The 21544-nt window shown below is 63.8% G+C and carries 16 protein-coding genes; 11 read left to right on the top strand and 5 right to left on the bottom strand.

Features of this window, described 5'->3' with window-relative positions; all coding sequences use genetic code 11:
• The first annotated feature begins 21 nt into the window (after positions 1-21).
• From CDO35_RS01810 to CDO35_RS01765, 10 genes are all read left to right on the top strand, one after another.
• Positions 22-912 (top strand): acyl-CoA dehydrogenase, encoded by an 891-nt coding sequence (locus CDO35_RS01810; protein WP_099522303.1) that lies wholly within the window; start codon positions 22-24, stop codon positions 910-912.
• A gap of 66 nt (positions 913-978) precedes the next feature.
• Positions 979-1764: an oxygen-binding di-iron domain-containing protein gene (locus CDO35_RS01805; RefSeq protein ID WP_099522302.1), complete on the top strand. Its 786-nt coding sequence runs from the start codon at positions 979-981 to the stop codon at positions 1762-1764.
• Positions 1765-1847: 83 nt separating this feature from the next.
• Positions 1848-2966 (top strand): serine hydrolase domain-containing protein, encoded by a 1119-nt coding sequence (locus tag CDO35_RS01800; RefSeq protein WP_099522301.1) that lies wholly within the window; start codon positions 1848-1850, stop codon positions 2964-2966.
• Positions 2963-3283, top strand: coding sequence for an amidase (locus CDO35_RS01795; protein WP_099522300.1), 321 nt, complete (start codon positions 2963-2965; stop codon positions 3281-3283). Before CDO35_RS01800 ends, CDO35_RS01795 begins: the two co-directional genes overlap by 4 nt.
• An 80-nt stretch (positions 3284-3363) precedes the next feature.
• Entirely contained in the window at positions 3364-3936 is a 573-nt protein-coding gene (locus tag CDO35_RS01790) for a YceI family protein (protein WP_099522299.1), read from the top strand.
• A 2-nt stretch (positions 3937-3938) separates the two neighbouring features.
• Positions 3939-5093 carry a phospholipase D-like domain-containing protein gene (locus CDO35_RS01785; RefSeq protein ID WP_243699036.1) on the top strand — a complete coding sequence of 385 codons (1155 nt, stop codon included), beginning with the start codon at positions 3939-3941 and terminating at the stop codon, positions 5091-5093.
• A 146-nt stretch (positions 5094-5239) separates the two neighbouring features.
• Positions 5240-7939 carry an AAA domain-containing protein gene (locus tag CDO35_RS01780; RefSeq protein WP_099522297.1) on the top strand — a complete coding sequence of 900 codons (2700 nt, stop codon included), beginning with the start codon at positions 5240-5242 and terminating at the stop codon, positions 7937-7939.
• 385 nt (positions 7940-8324) lie between these two features.
• Complete coding sequence (locus CDO35_RS01775; RefSeq protein WP_099522296.1) at positions 8325-10118, top strand: DUF1302 domain-containing protein; 1794 nt, start codon at positions 8325-8327, stop codon at positions 10116-10118.
• A 27-nt stretch (positions 10119-10145) separates the two neighbouring features.
• A complete protein-coding gene (locus CDO35_RS01770) occupies positions 10146-11513 on the top strand; it encodes a DUF1329 domain-containing protein (protein ID WP_243699035.1) in 1368 nt (455 codons plus the stop codon).
• A gap of 169 nt (positions 11514-11682) precedes the next feature.
• Positions 11683-14289 carry a LuxR C-terminal-related transcriptional regulator gene (locus CDO35_RS01765; protein WP_099522294.1) on the top strand — a complete coding sequence of 869 codons (2607 nt, stop codon included), beginning with the start codon at positions 11683-11685 and terminating at the stop codon, positions 14287-14289.
• 118 nt (positions 14290-14407) lie between these two features.
• Here CDO35_RS01765 and CDO35_RS01760 read toward each other — a convergent pair whose 3' ends face one another.
• The 4 genes from CDO35_RS01760 to CDO35_RS01745 all read right to left on the bottom strand — a co-directional run bounded on the left by CDO35_RS01760 (position 14408) and on the right by CDO35_RS01745 (position 18708).
• The gene (locus CDO35_RS01760) at positions 14408-15751 is read right to left on the bottom strand and encodes a short-chain fatty acid transporter (RefSeq protein ID WP_099522293.1); all 1344 of its coding nucleotides are present in this window, start codon (positions 15749-15751) and stop codon (positions 14408-14410) included.
• A 260-nt stretch (positions 15752-16011) separates the two neighbouring features.
• Entirely contained in the window at positions 16012-17193 is a 1182-nt protein-coding gene (locus CDO35_RS01755; RefSeq protein ID WP_099522292.1) for an acetyl-CoA C-acetyltransferase, read from the bottom strand.
• Between the two features lie 148 nt (positions 17194-17341).
• Complete coding sequence (locus CDO35_RS01750; protein WP_099522291.1) at positions 17342-17998, bottom strand: CoA transferase subunit B; 657 nt, start codon at positions 17996-17998, stop codon at positions 17342-17344.
• Between the two features lie 11 nt (positions 17999-18009).
• Positions 18010-18708 (bottom strand): CoA transferase subunit A, encoded by a 699-nt coding sequence (locus tag CDO35_RS01745; protein ID WP_074859308.1) that lies wholly within the window; start codon positions 18706-18708, stop codon positions 18010-18012.
• Positions 18709-18814: 106 nt separating this feature from the next.
• On the opposite strand from CDO35_RS01745, the gene CDO35_RS01740 reads away from it, so the two are divergent.
• On the top strand, positions 18815-19696 hold the full coding sequence (locus CDO35_RS01740; protein ID WP_099522290.1) for a LysR family transcriptional regulator: 882 nt from the start codon (positions 18815-18817) through the stop codon (positions 19694-19696).
• A gap of 2 nt (positions 19697-19698) precedes the next feature.
• On the opposite strand, the gene CDO35_RS01735 is transcribed toward CDO35_RS01740, so the two are convergent.
• Positions 19699-21537 carry a peptide transporter gene (locus CDO35_RS01735; RefSeq protein WP_099522289.1) on the bottom strand — a complete coding sequence of 613 codons (1839 nt, stop codon included), beginning with the start codon at positions 21535-21537 and terminating at the stop codon, positions 19699-19701.
• Positions 21538-21544: the final 7 nt, after the last annotated feature.

Raw genomic sequence — 21544 nt, 5'->3', positions numbered from 1 at the left:
CTGCTGTGAGGAGCCGATGCGATGCCTTGGTCGAGCCTGTTTCAGCCCATCGAGCGCCTGACTGCCGAGGCGGGGCTGGAAGACTGGTATGCCCGTCTGCTGGCGCATTCAGGCGGCACGCCACAGCCCTTCGAGCTGGCGCTGGTGGGTGGCCTGCAGGCGGCTACGCCGGGGCTGGCGTTTCTCGCTGGCTATCAGGCGGCGCTACGTGTGCTGTGGCCGGCGGCGCCGTGGACGGCTGGCTCGCTGTGTGTGACGGAGAACCGCAGCACCCGCCCGGCGGACATGAACACGCGTATAGACGGTCTGCACATCGTGGGTCGCAAGGATTTTGTCACCGCCGCCGAATGCGCCGACTGGCTACTGGTAGCGGTGCGCGAAGAGGGCGAAGGGCAGGCACCGCGTCTAGCCCTCGGTGTGGTGCGCCAGGGCGCACCCGGCGTGCGCATCGAGCCGCTGCCAGCCTTGCCGCTGATGCCGGATATCGGCCATGCCCGTTTGCATCTGGATCAGGCGCAGGGCGAGCGTTTGGCAGGCGATGGCTGGGACGACTACGTCAAACCCTTTCGTACGCTGGAAGACGCGCACGTCCTCGCGGCAGTGGCGGCCTGGCTGTTCGGTGTCGGGCGCGAAAGCGCCTGGCCCGAATCCCTGCAGTTGCGTTTGCAGGCACTGCTGGCCGGCTGCGCCGAGGTGGCGCGGCAAGCGCCCAATGCCGCCACCACCCACCTGCTGCTGGCCGGTCTGTTCGCCCAGCAGCAGGCGCTGGCTGACGAACTGGACGCCGCCTTCGCCGCGGGGCCTACGCACTGGGCCGCGCTGTGGCAGCGCGACGAGGGTTTGCTGCGCATTGCCGAGGCGGCGCGCAGCAAACGCCTGGAGAAAGCGCGGCAGATTGTCGCCGGCTCTTGATCCATATCAGTACCCTCTCGGCAGTGTGCGCATAAGGTTGCCTCGCGATTCATCTACGAGGTTTCCATGCGCCGCGAGCCCATCGTGCTGTTCGATAACGGCAGCCACCAATGCCTGATGTTCGATGACCTGGTCAGCGGCGAAGGCGTGCAATCCAACCAGTTCCTGATCACCGACAACGAGCAGTACCTGCTGCTCGATCCAGGCGGCGACCTGACCTACACGCCGCTGTCGCTGGAGCTGTCCAAGCACATTCCGGTGCAGGATCTGACCTACATCTTCGCCTCGCACCAGGACCCGGACATCATCGCCTCGCTCGACAAGTGGCTGCTGCACACCCGTGCGCGGGTGATCTGCTCCAAGCTGTGGGCGCGTTTTCTGCCGCACCTGACCGCCAACTACCTGGTGCTGAGCCGCGGCATCAACACCTTCGACCGCATCATCGCGCTGCCGGATCGGGGCCAAAGCATCCCGCTGGGCAAGTGCACGCTCAAGGCCGTACCGGCGCACTTCCTGCACTCGGTGGGTAACTTCCAGGTGTACGACCCGGTGAGCAAGATTCTCTTCTCCGGCGACATGGGCGCCTCGCTGGTGGATGACGCCACGCCGGTGCGCGACTTCGTCAACCATGTGCCGAACATGGAAGGGTTCCACCGGCGTTACATGGCTGGTAACAAGGCCTGTCGGCTGTGGGCGGCGATGGTGCGGCAGATGGACGTGGCGATGATCGTGCCGCAGCATGGCCGGCCCTTCGTCGGCCCGGAGATGATCAGCGCCTTCCTCTACTGGATCGAGAACCTCGAATGCGGTCTCGACCTGATGGGGCCTGAGGATTACCAACTGCCCAAATGAAGGTCTGAGATGGCGTTTCCGTCGCTTCAAGCCTTCATCATCGCCGTGCTAGGGTGCGCCACGATTTCCGATTGAGGCCGCCCATGCCCACTTCCTTGCTTCGTCGACTGAGCCTGGCGCTCGGCTTCAGCCTGGCTGCCAGCACCGCCGTGGCGGAAAGCTGGCCGCAACCTGACTGGCAGAGCCAACCCGCACAACCGTCCGCCGCCATCGCCGAGCTGGAGGCCTATGCCTTTGCCCCGCGCGACGATGTCGAACGCAAGGGCGTGCGCACCGGTGCGCTGCTGGTGATCCGGGATGGGCAGATCGTCTACGAACGCTACGCCGAGCCGACCACCGCGCAGACGCCGCACCTCTCCTGGTCGATGGCCAAGAGCCTGCTCGCCACCACCCTCGGTGTGGCCTATGGCGAGGGGCGCTTCAAGCTCGATGCACCGGTGGCGCAGTACTACCCGCCGATGGCGGACCACCCGCAGATCAAGATCGGTCACCTGCTCAACTGGGCCTCGGGCCTGGCCTGGCAGGAGGACTACGAGTACGCGCCGCTGAAATCCTCGGTGGTGGCCATGCTCTATACCCGGGGGCGCGACGATATGGCCGCGTTCACTGCTGCACATGAGGCCGATGCCGCGCCGGGAACGCGCTTTCGTTATTCCAGCGGCGACAGCAACCTGCTGGCTGCCGCGTTGCGCGGCATGGTCGGCGAGCAGGCTTACGCCGACTATCCCTGGACGGCATTGTTCGAGCCGCTGGGTATCAGCAGCGCGACCTGGGAGCGCGATGCCAGCGGCACCTTCATCGCCTCGTCCTACGCTTACATGACTGCGCGCGACCTGGCCCGTGTCGGCCTGCTGATGCAGCGCGGTGGCCGTTGGGGTGAGCGCCAGTTGCTGCCGGCAGCCTGGGTCGATTTCGTCGCCACGCCCTTCGCCGGCTATCAGCCACAGGGCTTCGCGCCTGGCGAAGCGGTGCCGGGCGGGCACTGGTGGCTCAACGCTGAACTGCCGGGTAGCACGCGGCCCTGGCCGGATGCGCCGTCCGATACCATCGCCGCGCTCGGACATTGGGGCCAAGGCCTGTACGTGATGCCGCAGGAGAGCCTGGTGGTGGTGCGTTACGCCGATGACCGCGATGGCAGCTTCCAGCACAACGAGCTGCTCAAGCGCGTGCGTGCGGCCTTCGCCGTGGAGGTGCAGCCATGATCCGTCGTCACCCGATTCTCAGCGCGCTGGCACTGCTGCTGATTCTGTTGCTGGCCTGGGCCTGGCCGAACCGCGTTTACCTGCAAGCGTTTCCGGACATCATCGGCGCCTACACGGCCAAGGAATACTGCTCCTGCCGTTATGTCAGCGGTAACCCGGCGGCCTACTGTGAAGGCTATGTCGCGCAGTACGTGCCGATCAGCAGCCTGCTGGATGACGAAAGCGCCAAGCGTGTGACCGCCAGCGGCCTAGGCCGCACTCACAGCGCAGCCTGGCTGGGTGAGCGACAGGGCTGTCAGTTGCTGCCGAACGAGTAGAACTGGGCCAGCGTTGGGCTTTGCAAGGCCTGCGCTGGCGACTATCGTTGCCGCCTGGTCATGCCGTTTTCCGAGTCCCCATGCGCCTTTCGCTTTTCGCCCTGCTGCTTGCTGCTGCCTTGCCCGTTCATGCCGATTGGTACCTGGACAACGAGTCCTCACGGCTGTCGTTCATTTCCACTCACTCTGGCAGTCAGTCGGAGGTGCATCGCTTCCTCACCCTGCACGGGCAGATCGCCGCTGATGGGCGTGCGCGCCTGCGGGTGGATATGGATTCTGTAAGCACCGGTATCGCGCTGCGCGATGAGCGCCTGCGGGCCATGCTGTTCGATACCTCGCGTCTGCCCGAGGCGCGCATCAGCGCTCAGGTCAACCTGCCACAACTCACCGACCTGGCGCCCGGCGCGCAGCTGGAACTGCGCCTGCCGCTGCAACTGACCCTCAACGAGCACAGCCGCGAGCTGGACAGCGAGCTACTGGTGACTCGCCTGGATGATCGCCGCTTTCAGGTGGTGACCCTGGCTCCGCTGGTGTTGCACGCCGAAGACTTCGCCCTGGCCAGTGGCGTCGAGGCGCTGCGCAAGGTCGCCGACCTGCCGGCCATCAGCCTATCGGTGCCGGTGGGCGCCGTGCTGATATTCACGGCGCGTTGAGCGTGCATAAGCGCGGCCGCATCTTTCCCTGGCGGGGCGGCAATCGCTTCGAATTGCTGCTGGACGGGCCGGCGTTCTTCCCACGCATGCTGGCGGCCATCGAGGGCGCGCTGCAGCAGGTGGAAATCGAGCTTTATCTGATCGAGGACGGCCGCTGCAGTGAGCGCCTGGTCGATGCCCTGTGCCGGGCGGCCGAGCGCGGCGTGGCGGTGCGCGGCCTGTTCGATGCCTATGGTGCGGCGGGGCTGGGTGCTGCGCTGCGTGAGCGGATGGCGGCCGCGGGCGTGCAGCTGCGCTGGTACAACCCGGTGCGCTGGCGGTGTGGCATCCGCAATTTTCACCGCGACCACCGCAAGCTGCTGCTGGTGGACCAACGCCTGGCTTACGTCGGCGGCACCGGTTCTACCGACGAGTTCTGGCTGCCAGACGAGCCCCGCAGCCCCTGGCACGAAGTCATGGTGGAAATGGAAGGGCCGCTGGTGGGCGACTGGCAGCAGTTGTTCGAGCAACTCTGGCTGGCGCGTTTTTCCTGGCGCCCCAGCCATCAGCCGGCCGCGCTGAGCCTGCCCGAATGCCCGCCAGCAGGGATTGGCCTGGGGCGTGTGGCCTATGCTGACGCGGCGCAGCACCGCGACATCCTGCTGTCGCTGCTACGCGCCTTGCGCGGGGCCAAGCAGCGGGTCTGGCTGGCCACACCGTACTTCCTGCCGACCTGGAAAATCCGCCGTGCCCTGCGCCGCGCAGCGGCCCGTGGCGTCGAAGTGCGCCTGTTGCTGGCCGGGCGCCACACTGACCATCCTCCAGTGCGTTTTGCTGGCCAGCGCTACTACCCCAAGTTGCTCAGAGCTGGTGTGCGCATCTTCGAATACCAGCCGCGCTTCCTGCACCTGAAGATGGCGCTGGTGGACGACTGGGTCAGCGTCGGCTCGTGCAACTTCGATCACTGGAACCTGCGCTTCAACCTCGACGCCAACGTCGAAGCGCTCGACCCCACGTTCACCCGGGCGGTGGCGAGCAGCTTTATCGCCGACTTCACCGCCAGCCGCGAGATCACCCTCGACGACTGGCGCCAACGCCCCTTATGGCGCCGCGTGCAGCAAAGGCTGTGGGGCTGGTTGGATCGCCTGGCGGTGAATGTGTTGGATCGCTGGCGCTAGGGCGTCTGGTTTTATCTGTCTCGGGTATCCCAAGGTCTGCCCCATAATGCGGAATGATGGCAATATGCCTGCCTTCGGAAGGCTGTGAGATCAGTACTAGCCATCAGGATGGCTGCGGATCTCTCTCGGGTATGGGTAAAGGATGCATGGTTTCGATTTACGTTAATGAGCAGAACAAGACTAAGCAGATCAGTGACTGGCAAATCTGGTGGGATGACAAAACCAAAGTCTTGAAGCTGACGTGCCACTACCCCTCCACAAAGAAATTCATTAGCCCTCTCAGTGACTGTCGCGTCGAGCCGACGCGCAAGTTGTGCGATGTGCTGATGGAGAAACAGGAAAGTATCGTCAGCACTCCTGTCGAACGGGTCGAGATCTATGGCGAGCGCTATGCCGTGGTCTATTACTCCACGGATGCCCGGCCATATGTCCACAACATGGATGGCGTCAGATTTGTTGCGCCCACTCGCGTAAAGGACGAGCCCGTCTTCGATTACTTCCAGTCGGTCGCCAAGGCTCGTGTCAACACCGCGAAGAACGCAACCGACAAGCAGATTGCCGCCAACGTCGTGAGTCAACTGCAAGCGCTGCCTGTGCTAGCGGGCAGTGCCTTGCAGGCCTATTGCTCGGCTAGCAATGGTGTGCAGTCAGTGGGCGAAGGTTTGATCTACCCCTTCGGCATCAACGAAAGCCAACTCAAGGCTGTCGAGCAGGCTTTCCGTGCGCAGATCAGCTTGGTGGAAGGGCCGCCGGGCACGGGCAAGACCCAGACCATTCTCAATATTCTCGCCAACATCCTGCTGCGTGGTCAGACCGTCGCGGTGCTGTCCAACAACAACTCGGCCGTGGAAAACGTCTACGAGAAACTCGGCAAGTCTGGCCTGGATTATCTGGTTGCCAAGTTAGGCAAAGATGCAAACCGCAAAGATTTTTTCGCCAATGTATTGCCCGTACCATCGGGTGAGCCCGAGCCGGCGCCGCCGATGGAGGAGATCCAGGGTGTGCTGGAGCAGCTCAAGGGCCTGCTGCGCGACCAGAACCGAGCCGCTCAGCTCAAGGCGGAAATCGATGAGCTGAATATCGAGCGGCGTTATCTGGAGCAATGGCAGAAGGATAACGGTATCCAGGCTCCTGCGTCCCTGGCCAAGTATCATCTGTCGCCGAGAAAGACCACGGATCTGATGGCCTACCTGACTTATCTGGTTGGGCAGCGGTTGCGCTTCAAGGATCGGCTCGAGTTGCTCTTCAAGTTCAGGATATTGCGTACCCGGCCTTTCGCCGATGAGGACGCGCGCCTGACCTTCTTCAATGCCTTGCAATCGCACTTCTACGATGAGCTGTTGCGAAATAAGGAAAACGACCTACGCAAGTGCAACGAGGCATTGGCTCGTGGCAACTTCAATTCTTTGCTGGAGGCGCTCAGAGCCGGGTCGATGCGTCTTCTGAAGCATCGCTTGCATCAGCAAGTTCAGGACGCCGGCACCTTCGATGCCAAGACCTATAAAAAGAACTTCGATGCATTCGTCAAGCGCTTTCCCATACTCGGCAGCAGCACCCATTCGATCGTCAATTCGATTGCGTCCGGGGCGGTGCTTGACTACGTCATCATCGACGAAGCCTCACAGCAGGACATCGTGCCGGGCATCCTCGCCCTGGGTTGCGCGAAGAACCTGATCGTCGTTGGTGACACCAAGCAGTTGGCGCATATCCCGGCGCCGACGGGGCTGAGCGCGCCAGTACTGAGCTACGACTGCGAGCGCTACAGCTTGCTCGACTCCTGCTTGCAGGTGTTCGGGGACGCGTTGCCCAAGACTTTGCTCAAGGAGCACTACCGCTGCCATCCGAGGATCATCCAGTTCTGCAACCAGCAGTTCTATTCCGATGCCCTGGTGCCCATGACCGAAGACAATGGCGAAGCGCCCTTGCGTTTGGTGGTGACGGCCAAGGGCAATCATGCCCGCAAGAACATCAACTTCAGAGAAGTGGACTCCTTGCTCAAGGTGCTCGAGGGCGATGGTGACGGCGCGTGGGTCGATGGCGATGGGCGCGGTCTAATCGCACCGTTCAGGGATCAGGCCACGCTCTCCAAGGCACATCTGCCCGCTGACTTCGTGACCGACACCGTGCACAAGTTTCAGGGGCGCGAGTGCGATGAGATCGTTTTCTCCACGGTGCTGGACAAAAAACAGTACAACCAGAGCCAAAACCGCCTGAGCTTCGTCGATGACTCGCGCATGGTCAACGTGGCCGTTTCGCGGGCCAAGCACCGTTTCACCCTGGTAACGGGAGACGAGGTGTTCGCCAGGAACAATGGCCCTGTCGCAGCCTTGGTCCGTTACATCGAATACTACGCAGAGGATAAAGAGATCCAGCGTGCGCCAGTGGTGTCGGCGTTCGACCTGCTCTACAAGGAATACGACCAATCCCTGGAACGCCTGCGCAGTCGTCTGAGGGCGCAGGACTCACGCTACGTGTCCGAACAGATCATGGCGCAGATACTGCGTGAAGCATTTGTAGGCGACTCGTTGCAGGCGCTGAAGTGGCACAAGCAGGTGGCGTTGAACAGGATCGCTGTCGCGGAAAATCCTCAACTGACCGATCGTGAGCGCGAGTTCATGCGCCGTTCAAGTTGCGATTTCGTGATCTATTTCAAGGTCGGTAAGCGGCCGCTAGGGGTGATCGAGGTCGACGGCGGCTCGCACGACAAAGCTGATCAGATCGAACGGGATGCGCTGAAGAACAGCATTCTGGCGAAGAGTGGAATTCCCATTCTGCGTGTGCGTACCGTCGAGAGCGGCATCGAGCAGAAAGTGCGCGATTTTCTGGCCCAGTGGGCGAGCCTGTAATCAGGCCCACTCGTTACCCTGAGCGAGCCTGAAAGTGCTTAGCCGAGGAAGTAAAACGCGCCGTAGATCACCACGCCCGAGTACAGCAGCATGATCAGGCAGTGGCCCATGATGTCGCGGGCGCCGAGGCAACGGGCGCCCGAACGGCTGGGTCATGTTCAGGCTGTTCTAGTTCCGGCAGCGCTCTGCGCATGCTGCTAGCAAATAGTTCCCCACCTGCCTGATGGTCCGTCATTCAGCAAGCTGAGGTCGGCCCGTACGCGCCCGTGTCAGGGCGTCATTCATCCTTTCGGGCGACAGGTGAAATACCTCCTTGGTGCGCTTATCCGAGGTGTGGTCGCTGCGTAGGGTTCCCTGCAGTTGCACCCCACTTCAGGAGACCCGCATGACAAGAACAACAGGGCCCGGACTATTCCAGCCGCACACCTTGGCTTTGGCCGTCGCCGTCGGTTTCGCCGCTCCGGCGCAGGCCGTCAATTTCAATATCGGTGAGATCGAAGGGCAGTTCGACAGCTCGCTGTCGGTCGGTGCCAGTTGGTCGATGCGCAGTCCGGATCGCGATCTGATCGGCCCTAACAACGGTGGCCAGGGTCAGGCGCAGACTGGCGATGACGGCCGCTTGAATTTCAAGAAGGGCGAGACCTTCTCGAAGATCTTCAAGGGTATCCATGACCTCGAACTGAAGTTCCGCGATACCGGCGTCTTCGTGCGCGGCAAGTACTGGTACGACTTCGAGCTGAAGGACGAGAGCCGCCGCTTCAAGGACATCGACGACCATAACCGCAAGGAGGGCGCCAAGTCCTCGGGAGCGGAAATCCTCGATGCCTTCGTCTACCACAACTACGCCATCGGTGATCTGCCCGGCACGGTACGGGCCGGCAAGCAGGTGGTGAGCTGGGGCGAGAGCACCTTCATCGGCAACAGCATCAACTCGATCAACCCCATCGATGTCGCCGCCTTCCGCCGTCCCGGCGCGGAAATCAAGGAAGGCCTGATTCCGGTGAACATGCTCTACGTATCGCAGAGCCTCAGCGACCGCCTGAGCATGGAGGCCTTCTACCAGCTGGAGTGGGACCAGACCATCATCGACAACTGCGGCACCTTCTTCTCCACCGCCGATGTGGCCGCAGACGGCTGCGACAGCGGCTATCACATCGGCTCGCCGGCCATCGCGCCGCTGCAGCCGGTGGCTGCCGCGTTCGGTCAGGGTTTTCGGGTCGACAGCGAAGGGGTGATCCTGCCGCGTGCCGGTGATCGCGATGCGCGTGACAGCGGTCAGTGGGGCCTGGCCCTGCGTTGGCTGGGCGACGAGACCGAGTACGGCCTGTACTTCATGAACTACCACAGCCGTACGCCCATCGTCAGCACGCAGAACGCCGGGCAGGCGACTCTGAATGCGCTGCCGGGGATCATCGGCACCGCCAACGGCATCGTGCCGGGCAGTGGCGCTGGTCTGGCGCAGAGCGTGATGCTCGGTAATGGTCGTTACTTCCTCGACTACCCCGAGGATATCCGCCTCTACGGCGCGAGCTTCTCCACCACGCTACCGACCGGCACCGCGTGGAGCGGCGAGATCAGCTACCGACCGAACCTGCCGCTGCAGATCAATACCACCGACATGACCCTGAGCTTGCTCAACCCTATCGCGCCGGGCACCGCGCCGGTCACCGCTGGGCCGGGTCAGGACAACGTCGGCTACCGGCGCAAGGAAGTGACCCAGGTGCAAACCACCTTCACCCACTTCTTCGATCAGGTCATGGGCGCCGGGCGCTTCACCCTGGTGGGCGAGATCGGCATGGCCCATGTCGGTGGGCTGGAAAGTCGCGAAGACCTGCGCTACGGCCGTGATTCGCTGTTCGGTGCCTACGGCTTCCGCGGCGACACCCATGGCTTCGTCACCAGCACCTCCTGGGGTTACCGCGTTCGCGGTATCTGGGAGTACAGCAACGTGTTCGCCGGGGTGAACCTCAAGCCGAACGTGTCCTGGTCGCATGACGTGGACGGCTACGGTCCCAACGGCCTGTTCAACGAGGGTGCCAAGGCGGTGAGCTTCGGCATCGATGCCGACTACCGCAACACCTACACCGCCAGCCTGTCGTACACCGACTTCTTCGGCGGCAAGTACAACACCGCGGTCGACCGCGACTTCCTGGCGCTCAGCTTTGGCGTGAGCTTCTAGGTCATCAGGATCAGTTGAGGAATGCAGATGAATACAACCCTGAAGATGCTCGGCGCGCTGTCCCTGAGCCTGCTGACCGGTAGCGTGCTGGCGGCGGTCAGCGAGCAGGAAGCAGCCAAGCTCGGTAACAGCCTGACCCCGCTGGGTGCGGAGATGGCCGGCAACAATGCCGGCACCATCCCGGCCTGGACCGGCGGCCTGGCCATTGATGCCGGGCAGGTCGACGCCCGCGGCTTTCTGAGTGACCCCTATGCCGGCGAGCAGCCGCTGTTCACCATCACCGCGCAAAACCTGGAGCAGTACCGCGACCAGCTCACACCCGGCCAGTTGGCGATGTTCAAGCGCTATCCGGAAAGCTACCGCATGCCGGTCTACCCGACCCATCGCAGCTCGGCTGTGCCGGAGCGGATCTACGAGGCTGCTAGACGCAGCGCGCTGAATACCGGGCTGGTGGAGGGGGGCAACGGCCTGACCAATTTCAATGACAGCCGCTACTACGCCTTCCCGATCCCGCAGAACGGCCTGGAGGTGGTGTGGAACCACATCACCCGTTATCGCGGTGGCAACCTCAAGCGCAGCATCGTCCAGGCGTCGCCGCAGACCAATGGTGCCTACACCCTGGTGAACTTCGAGGACGAGGTCGCCTTCCCCGACAACGTTCCGGATATCGACCCGGCGAAGGCGGAGAACACCCTGCTGCTGTTCAAGCAGCGGGTCACTGCGCCGTCGCGTCTGGCCGGCAACGTGCTGCTGGTGCACGACTCGCTCGACCAGGTGCGTGAACCGCGCATGGCGTGGATCTACAACGCCGGCCAACGCCGTGTGCGCCGTGCGCCGCAGGTGGCGTACGACGGTCCGGGTACCGCCGCCGATGGCCTGCGTACCACCGACAACTTCGACATGTTCAGCGGTGCGCCGGATCGTTACGACTGGAAGCTGGTGGGCAAGCGCGAGGCGTTCATTCCCTACAACAACTTCCGGCTGGCCTCACCGCAGGTGAAGTACAGCGACATCCTCAAGGCTGGCCATATCAACCAGGATCTGGCGCGCTACGAGCTGCACCGGGTCTGGGAGGTGGAAGCCACGCTGAAGAGCGGTGAGCGCAACATCTACGCCAAGCGGCGCTTCTTCGTCGACGAGGACTCCTGGCAGATCGCTCTGTCCGAGCATTACGACGGCCGTGGTCAGCTCTGGCGTGTGGGTGAGGCGCTGTTGTTCCAGCAGTACGACAAACAGGTGCCGGTGTACGCGCTGGAAGCCCTCTACGACGTGATCGCTGGCCGCTACATCGCCATCGGCATGGCCAACGAGGAGCGCACCGCGGTGCAGTACGGCACCCAGGCTTCAGCCAAGGACTTCACCCCCGCCGCGCTGCGTAACGCCGGCGTGCGCTGACCCGGCAGCAGTCTGAACAAGCCGGTGGCGCCCTGCGTGCCACCGGCTTTTTTCTGCCTGCTTCTCTCACGTGAATCTCACGCCATAAGCGTCAAGGGGTGGTCGTGAGTGGTGAGCGGGGTACCATCGCCTGGTGGTTCAACAATGACAAGCAGAGAGAACCGCTGCCATGCCGACCCTCGCCATCGCCCGTCCGAGTGCGCTGCAGGTGCAACCAGCCGATCTACCACGGCTGCCACCGTGCGTCGTTTCCCGTCCCGTCCTGCTGCAGCGTCTGCTTGCCAGCGAGTCGCGTCTGCGCCTGCTGTGCGCGCCTGCCGGAACCGGCAAGAGCGTGCTGCTCGGCCAGTGCGCGCGGCACACGCCTGCTGCCGTCGAGCGGGTCTGGCTCGATCTCGCGGGACGCAGCCTGACGCCAGCGCAGTTGTGCAAGCGACTGGCGGTTGTCTTGCAACTGTCGAACGATGATGCCAACGAAGCAGGTTTGATCGAGCGGCTGCACGAGCGCGCGGGGCGCTTGTGGGTCTTTATCGATGACTACCCGCGGCAGGCCGACGAGGCGCTCGATGCCTGTCTTGACCGCTTGTTCGCCGCGGCGCCGGCTCAGGTCACCTGGTGGGTCGCCAGCCGTCGAACGCCGGCCTGGAACCTGCCACGTCTGCTGCTTCAGGGTGATCTGCTGGAGCTCAAGGGCGAAGAGCTGGCGCTGGATGAGTCGGCGCTGAGCGAGCTTCTCACCGCGCTGCGGATCGAGCTGGCCGATGATCTTCGGCAGACGTTGCTGGCACACAGCGAGGGCTGGCTGGCGGCGATTCGTCTGCTGCTGCTTGATGCTGACGAGGACGCGCTGCGTCAGCGTTTGCAGGCTGGCTGTCCGGTGCTGCGCGATTACGTGCAGCGTGAGGTACTGGCCGATCTGGACGAAGAGCTGCGCAGCGATCTGCATGCACTGGCCTTGCTGCCGCGTTTCTCCCTGTCGCTCTGTGAGCACCTGCTGGAGGGGCGTGCTACCGAGCTGTTGAGTGAGCTGCAGCGGCGTCAGCTGTTCGTGCGCAGTCTCGACAGCAGCGGCACCTGGTTCCGGATGTGGCGACCGCTGGCCGAAGTACTGCGGCGCTTGCCGGGGGCACCGGCGCCGGCTCCGATCCATGTGCGGGCCTGCCAGTGGTTCGCTCAGCATGGCGACATCCGTGAGGCGGTCGAGCATGCCTTGCAGGCGGGTCAGGTCGAAGTCGCGGTCAACTATCTGCAGCGCTTCGATCAGGAGCAGTTGCTGCAGGGCCATTCGGTAGCGCAACTGCTGCAATGGCGCGAGGAACTGCCGGACTGGTTGTTCGCCAGTTCGCCGCGTCTGATCGTGCTGCAGGCCTGGGCGCTGATCATCTGCGCCCGATTCGACGAGGCCAGTGCCTGCATCAAGGGGCTGGCGCATTTCATGCCGCAACCCGATACGCGGCGCCAGCGCAAGTTGATCGCTCATTGGCAGGCACTGACGGGCGTGCTGGCGCGTCAGTGCGGGCGGCGCGATGCCCGCTTGCACTGCCAGGAAGCGCTGCAGATGCTGGACGAGGGCAGCTGGTCGCAGCGTGTGCTCTGTTATCAGGCGCTGGCCCAGCAGCATATGGCCGAGCACGCCCTGGATCAGGCCAAGCAGGCGCTGGACCAGGGCCTGCGCCTGGCACGACTGCATGGCAGTTTGATTTTCGAAGCCCTGATCAATACCGATCACTGCCTGCTGCTGCAAATGCGTGGCGAGGCCGGGCGTGCAGCCGAGCTGGCCGAACAGTCCCTGGCGCTGCTGCGTGAAGGCTTCAGTCATAGCCCGGTGGTTGCCCGTCTACTGCTGGTGCGGGCCAGTCTGCTGGCGCGCCAGGGCCTCGACGAAGCGGCGCAGCAGGCCTATCGCCAGGGGCTGCAGGAAGCCGAGCACTGCGAGGATGCCTACATCATTTCCGGCTACCTGGGGATGCTGGAACTGGCCGAGAGCCGTGGCGATCTCGACGAGGCGCACCAGTGGTTGCAGAAGGCCGAGCGGGTGATGCAATGGTCGCATGTGCCGGAGGTACGTTACCGCTGCGTGTTGCAACTGCAGGCGGGGCGTCTGCTGCTGCGCCAGGGGCAGACGGGGCGTGCGCGTGAGTTGTTCGCCCAGACGCTGCAGCAGTTGCAGCAGCGCCAGCAACTGGCGCCTTCCGAGTTCTACGATCTGCTGCCGCGCTTGCGCCACTGCCTGGCTATCAGTGACCTGCTGCTCGGCCATCATGCGGCTGCCGAGCATGCGTTGCGTCTGTTGCTGGATGAAAGCCAGCTCGCCGGACATCGCAGCCTGGCCTGTGAATGCCGGGGCAGTCTGGCTGAAGCGCTGCTGGTACAGGGCCAGGTGGAACAGGCCGATGACCTGTTGCAACAAGCCATCGGCGAGGCACGGCAACTGCGCCTGCTACGGCCTTTGCAGGAGTTGCAGCAGCGTCAGGCGCAATGGCTCGAACGCCTACTACCGGGGGAGGCCGGGCAGAGCCTGCATCAGCGGCTGTTCGAGCCGGCTCCGAGGTTGGATGAGCCCGCCAGTGCCGGTACCGCGCTGCTCAGCTCGCGTGAGCTGGCAGTGCTGCAGTTGATTGCGCAGGGTTATTCCAATCAGGAAATTGCTGATTGTCTGTTCATCTCGCTGCACACGGTCAAGACCCATGCGCGGCGGATCAACGTCAAGCTCGGTGTGCAAAGACGCACCCAGGCCGTGGCCATGGCCAAGGCGCAGGGGCTGATGGGGGATTGAGCGGGCGATGGCCGCATGGGGCGGTGCCCGCTCTGTCAGGAGGCGAGCTCTGTGGGCCGCCGCTGGTGGGCCGAAGCGGATCGCCGCCCAGCCCACCCTGCAAGGCCTAGCTGCCTGGTCAGCCGAGGAAGTAGAACGCGCCGCAGATCACCACGCCCGAGTACAGCAGCATGATCAGGCAGTAGCCCATGATGTCGCGGGCGCCGAGGCCGACGATGCCGAGCAGCGGCAGCGCCCAGAACGGCTGGATCATGTTGGTCCAGGCGTCGCCCCAGGCAATGGCCATGGCGGTAACGGTCGGCGAAACACCCAGAGCCTGGGCGGCTGGCAGCATGATCGGGCCTTGCACGGCCCATTGGCCGCCACCGGACGGGACGAACACGTTGACCACGCCAGCACTGAGGAAGGCCAGCAGCGGGAAGGTGTCGGCCGAGGACCAGGAAATGAACGCCTCGGTGATCTGCCGGCCGAGGGAGATGCCATCGGCGTTGGCGCCCATCATCATGCCCATTATCCCCGCGTAGAAGGGGAACAGCAGGACGATGCCGCCGATGCCGCGCACGCTCTCGTCCACCGCGCGCATATAGCGCTCCGGGGTGCCGTGCATCAGCAGGCCGCTGAACAGGAAGATGGCGATGACCACGTCCAGGCCAAGCACGAAACCCTTGGTGGCGAAGTGGTTGAACAGGTAGATACCAGCCATGGCCACCAGTGCCAGGCCGAGGATGCGGCTGTCATCCAGGCGCTGCGCCGGGGTTTCACGGGCCGGCAGTTCCGCTTGCGACTCTACCAGTTTGGCTGGGTCGGCAACCTTGGCGCCCTGACGCGGGTGCATGGCGCGGTTGAGCAGCGGCAGGCCGATCACCAACAATGCGACAATGGTCAGGTTGAGGGTGCTGAACAGGGTTTCGGTGATGCTTACCGGGTCGGTCAGTACGCCTGCAGTGATGCGCGCCAGATCCGGGCCGCCGGTGGCCAGGGAGAGCGGCACCGAGCCGGCCAGGCCGCCGTGCCATACCAGGAAGCCCGAGTAGGCCGACGCCACCAGCAGCGGATAGTCGACGCCATCGACCTTGCGCGCCAGGGCGCGGGCGAACACCGCGCCGATCACCAGGCCAAAACCCCAGTTGACCCAGCAGCCGACCAGCGCCACCAGGGTGACCATGATGATTGCCTGACCGGGGGTGCGGGCCATACCGGCCAGGCGGTCGAGTTGGCGGTTGATGATTGGTGCGCTGGCCAGTGCATGGCCGGTGACGAAGATCAGTGACATCTGCATGGCGAAACCGAGCAGTGTCCAGAATCCGCCGCTCCAGTGCTGCACCATGGCCGGCAACGATTGGCCGGTGGAGAGGATACCAGCCAGTAGAACTCCCAACGTCAGGAGCGCAGAGAACACGAAGGGTGAGGGCAGGTACTTCTGTACCAGGCTCACGCTCATGCGGGTGAGGGTGTTGAACATGGGAAACGCCTCTTTCTTATGGTTGTGTAAGGGCTAACCGGGCATTCAGAGTTGGCTATGCCTGGGTGTTGCGGTGGATATGACAAAGCTCGGCCGAGGCCGAGCTGGTGGTGTAGCCCGGATGAAATCCGGGAGGTCCATGTCAGGTTTCCCTGGATTGCGTCCAGGCATACCTCTTTATAAATCGTCGCGGCTAAAGCCCCTCCCACAGGAGCCGGGCGGGCAGTGTGGGAGGCGCTTCAGCGGCCATTGTCTGGCGCTCAGGCGCGCTCGATAGCCAGCGCCACGCCCTGTCCGCCACCGATGCACAGGGTCGCCAGGCCTTTCTTGGCATCGCGGCGGATCATCTCGTGCAGCAGGCTGACCAGCACACGGCAGCCCGAGGCGCCGATGGGGTGGCCGAGGGCGATGGCGCCGCCGTTGACGTTGACCTTGTCGGCATCCCAACCCAGCTCCTGGCCGACGGACAGCGCCTGAGCGGCGAAGGCTTCGTTGGCTTCGATCAGGTCAAGGTCGGCCAGGCTCCAGCCGGCCTTGTCCAGGCAACGGCGAGTAGCCGATACCGGGGCGATGCCCATGATCGCCGGATCGACACCGGCATTGGCATAGCCAGCGATCTTCGCCAGTACCGGCAGACCCAGCGCCTGCGCTTTGGCCGCGCTCATCAGCAGCACGGCAGCGGCACCGTCGTTGAGGCTGGAGGCGTTGCCGGCGGTGACGCTGCCGTCCTTCTTGAATGCGGGTTTTAGCTTGGCCAGGGATTCGGCGGTGGTGCCGGCGCGTGGCTGCTCGTCACGGGCGAAGGCGACGGGGTCGCCCTTGCGCTGCGGGATCAGCACTGGAGTGATTTCAGCGTCGAAGCGACCGGCCTCGATGGCAGCCACGGCCTTTTGTTGCGATGCAGCGGCGAAGGCGTCCTGGGCTTCACGGCTGATGCCGTACTTGTCCACCAGGTTCTCGGCGGTGATGCCCATGTGATAGTCGTTGAAGGCATCCCACAGGCCGTCGACGATCATGCTGTCGAGCATCTGTGCGTGACCCATGCGCAGACCGGTGCGGGCTTTGGGCAGCACGTAGGGCGCCAGGCTCATGTTCTCCATGCCGCCGGCGATGATCACCTCGGCGTCGCCGCAGCGAATGGCCTGGGTCGCCAGGTGCAGGGCTTTCAGGCCCGAGCCGCAGACCTTGTTCAGGGTCATGGCCGGTACGGCGTGGGGCAGGCCGGCGCGGATGGCGGCCTGGCGTGCGGGGTTCTGGCCGCTGCCTGCGGTAAGCACCTGGCCGAGGATCACTTCATCGACCTGGGCAGCGTCGAGGCCGGTCTGCTCCAGCAGGCGCTTGATGACGATGGCGCCGAGTTCCGGCGCGGGAATATCGGCCAGGCTGCCCTGGAAGCTGCCGATGGCGGTGCGGGTGGCGGCGACGATGACGACGTCTTGCATGGGATGACTCCTCTCGGCTGATGGGCCGCGTATTGTGGGAGGGGCTTCAGCCGCGACGAGAAAGTCTCGCCGCTAAAGCGCCTCCCACAATGTAGAAAAACGCCCCGAAGACGCCGTGCGTGGTGGCGTCTTCGAGACGGTAGACAACCTAGAACTGCATTTCCGGCACGTGCTCGGGGACGATCAGCTTACCGGCGGTCTTGGCGACGATTTCCTCGACGCTAACGCCCGGTGCACGCTCGCGCAGGACGAAGGCGTTGTTCTCGATCTCCAGGTAGGCCAGGTCGGTCAGCACCTTGCGAATGCAACCGCTGCCGGTCAGTGGCAGGCTGCAACGCTCGAGCAGTTTGGACTCGCCGTCCTTGGACGCGTGGGTCATGGTAACGATGATGTTGTCGGCGCCGGCCACCAGATCCATGGCGCCGCCCATGCCCTTGACCAGCTTGCCGGGGATCATCCAGGAGGCGATGTTGCCGTGCACATCCACCTCGAAGGCGCCGAGCACGGTCAGATCGACATGGCCGCCACGGATCATGGCGAAGGATTGCGACGAGTCGAAGATCGCCGCGCCCTTGATCGCGGTGACGGTCTGCTTGCCGGCGTTGATCATGTCGGCGTCCACTTCGTCCTCGGTGGGGAAGGCGCCCATGCCGAGCAGGCCGTTCTCCGACTGCAGCATCACCTGCATGCCCTCGGGCACGTAGTTGGCCACCAGGGTGGGGATGCCGATGCCGAGGTTGACGTAGAAGCCGTCCTGCAATTCGCGGGCGACGCGCTGGGCCATTTGTTCACGGGTAAGAGCCATGGTCTTTCTCCTCAGGCGCGCAGCGTGCGTTTTTCGATGCGTTTCTCGAAGCTGCCGCAGATCAGCCGGTCGACGTAGATGCCGGGGGTGTGAATCTGCGTGGGGTCGAGTTCACCGGGCTCGACGATCTCTTCGACCTCGACCACGGTGATGCGCCCAGCGGTGGCGACCACCGGGTTGAAGTTCTGCGCGGTGTGGCGGTAGACCACGTTGCCGAAATGGTCGGCCTTCCAGCCTTTGACGATGGCGAAGTCGCCGGTGATGGCCGGTTCGAGGATGTAGTGGCGGCCATTGATCTCGCGCGCTTCCTTGCCTTCGGCGACCGGGGTGCCGTAGCCGGTGGCGGTGAAGAACGCGGGGATGCCGGCGCCGCCAGCGCGCAGCTTCTCGGCCAGGGTGCCTTGCGGGGTCAGTTCGACTTCCAGCTCGCCGGACAGCAGTTGCTGCTCGAACAGGGCGTTCTCGCCGACATAGGAGGCGATCATCTTGCGGATCTGCCGGTCTTCCAGCAGCACGCCGAGGCCGAAACCGTCGACGCCGCAGTTGTTGGACACCACGGTCAGATCGCGCACGCCACGGCGGCGGATCTCGGCGATCAGGTTCTCGGGGATGCCACACAGGCCGAAACCGCCGGCCAGCACGGTCATGCCGTCCTGCAGGCCGTCCAGGGCTTCTGCATAGCTGCCGACGCGTTTGTCGAGTCCGCTCATTAGAGGCTGCCTCTTTTGTTGTTATCTAGGGTTGGACCAAGCTTCTGCGCTATGGGCTTATTTGTTAAGTTTGTTTTTCCTCTTGATTGATCAGGTAAATAAATCAATGACCGTCAAGCAGCTACGCGCCTTTCTCGCCGTGGCGCAAAGCCTGAGCTTCGCCCAGGCCTGCGAACGCCTGCATCTGTCGCAGCCGGCGCTGAGCCTGGCGATCAAGAACCTGGAGCAATCGCTCGGTGGCCAGTTGCTGGTGCGCACCACCCGCAGCGTGGCGCTGACGCCGGAGGGTGAGACGTTGCTGCCGATTGCCGTGCGTCTACTGGCTGACTGGGACAACGCCGAGGATCTGCTGCGTCAGCACTTCACCCTGCAGATGGGCAAGGTGGCGGTAGCGGCCATGCCGTCGTTCGCCGGCAACCGTCTGCCGGCGGCGCTGCGCGCCTTCCGCGATGCCTACCCACGAGTCAACGTGGCGGTACACGACGTGATCAACGAACAGGTGATGGAGATGGTGCGCGACGGTCGCGTCGAGCTAGGCATCGCCTTCGAACCAACGACACTCGATGGTTTGCAGTTCACCCCCCTGTACGAGGACCGTTTCGTCGCCGTGGTGCCGGTCGCCAGCGAGTTGGCCGAGCAGTCCGCGCTGACCTGGGCGCAGTTGCTGGAGCAACCCTTCATCACCCTGCAACGGCCTTCGGCGGTGCGCCTGCTGCTGGAAGACAGCGTGATCTCCAGCCACGGCAAGCTGCCGGTAGCGTTCGAGAGCCATCAGTTGGTCACGGTCGGGCGTATGGTCGCAGAGGGTCTCGGCGTCAGCGCCGTGCCGCAGCTGTGCCGGCAACAGATGGAAGAACTTGGCGCGCGCTGCCTGCCGCTGAGCGAGCCACAGGTGTCGCGCCGTATCGGCTTGCTGCACCAGGCTAGGCATCAGCTGTCCAGCGCTGCGCAGGCATTGAGTGAGACCCTGCTGCTACAGGAGCAGTAAGGTCAATCGCCCAACAGCTCCAATAGCCGTTCGCCGAACACCTCAGGCCGGCCTTCGAACAGGCGCTGCAACGGCTGTCCATCCGCCAGATAGCGGTAGAGCCGCTGGCGCTCGCTGAAGTCTCCGGCCAGGCGTGCGGCAGCGCTGACGTAGTCCTCGACGCTATCGGCGATCAGCCACTCGGGCAGGCCGGCGCGGCGCAGTAGTCCTTCGTCGATGTGTTCGAACACCTCCGCACCGGTCTTGCACACACCCGGCAGGCCGACGGTCAACGCATCGATGATGCCGTTGGTATTGCCGAACGGAAACGGGCTGAGAAACAGGTCGCAGCGGCTGAAGGCGCCGAGGTACTGCGGGTAGGGCTGGTGCGGGTAGATTCGCGCATCGGGCAGATAACGTCGGATCAGGCGCTGCAGCTGTGGGAAGAGCAGGCCCTGCGCCTGGCCGATGAGAAAGTGAAAACGCACCTGCTTGCCGTATTGGCGCTGGGTGAGCTGGGCGATCTGCTGGCAGGCCTGCAGAAAACGCGGGTTGAGTTTCATGGTGGTGGCGGCGATGGCGATTGCAACTTCGTCGCCGTCGTAACGCTCGGGCAGTGAAAGCTCCACGGGGATGGCCGAGGGGCGGTAGGGCTGGCCGTCGCTGGGTAGCAGAAGCAGTTTCTCGTCGAAACAGGCCGGATCACCGACGAAATCCTTTTCGACGCTGATGTAGTCGATATGCTTTGAACCGGTGGTCGCCGGATGCCCCAGTGCTGCGACCTGCAAGGGCGCCAGGCGCAGGTTGGCGAGAAACAGGGTGAGCGGGAACATGCCCACGCTGGGCATGTACAGCACCTGCGGTTGCAGCTCGGCGGCCAGCTCACGCACCTGGCGTACGCAGGCCAGTAGATCGTTCGGTGCGCTCAGCTCGGTGAACGCGTCGAACACGGCGCGTCCCAAATCGTCGACATTGCTGGCATAGCCCACGGCATGCAGGTCGAAGTGCTGCCGAGCGGCTTCGAGCGTTCTGGAGTGGGTGCGGTAGATCGAATGGCCACCGGAGAACCACTCCAGTACCACCAGCATCTTGCGTTTACCGATGGTAGGGCGAGGTGCGGTCATCGGTAGCGAGTCGATGCCGTTGTTCGCCAGTTTGCGTTCGACCAAGCGGCAGATGGAGCGCTTGATGCGATGGCGCTGCGGCAGGTCGGCGTAACTGCAGTGCATGTAGACGTCATGGATGATCGCCACCGGCAACTGATCCAGGCTGTCGAGGCTGTCCAGTCGTTCCGGCAGCCAGGCCAGCAGCGCCTCACGCTTGGAGTGCGCGGCGGGCGTGCCGAGAAAGCGCGGCGACAGCAGCGCCATGCACAGCGCCACGGTCAGGTTGCGGTTCTGTTGCCAGAGCAGTTCCACGTCCAGCGGCAGCTGCGACTCGGACGAATAGAGCACGCAGAACTTCACCAGCTCCGTCGGCGCCACTTCGAACCGGCCGTCTTCACCGCCATACAGGTTGAGCGCACGCAGGATATGGTCGGCGTTGACGAAGGCACTGGCGGCGAACAGCGAGGACAGCCAGCGCTGGAAGTTGATCAGTTGATCGAAACCGGTGGGGCTGATCTGGAAGCCGGGGTCGGAAAACAGCGTGGTGATCGCGCTGGTGATGCGGGTCAGTACATGGGCTTCGAGATCCGCCGCGGAAATCGCCGGCGATACCGAGAGCACGAACTGGCCGGATAGCTTGCCGTAGTGGCGGTCGATGATCAGCAGCAGGCGAATCAGCTCGCGTGCGGCCGCCTCGTGCTGGCGCGAGTAGCAGAGCTGCTCGAAGTGTTCGAGGGAAAACTTCTCGTCGGTCATGGCCTGG

It is taken from the genome of Pseudomonas sediminis, assembly GCF_002741105.1.
GTDB lineage: Bacteria > Pseudomonadota > Gammaproteobacteria > Pseudomonadales > Pseudomonadaceae > Aquipseudomonas > Aquipseudomonas sediminis.
The sequence above is the reverse complement of the archived record's forward strand: the minus strand, read 5'-3'. Positions and strand labels throughout refer to the sequence as shown.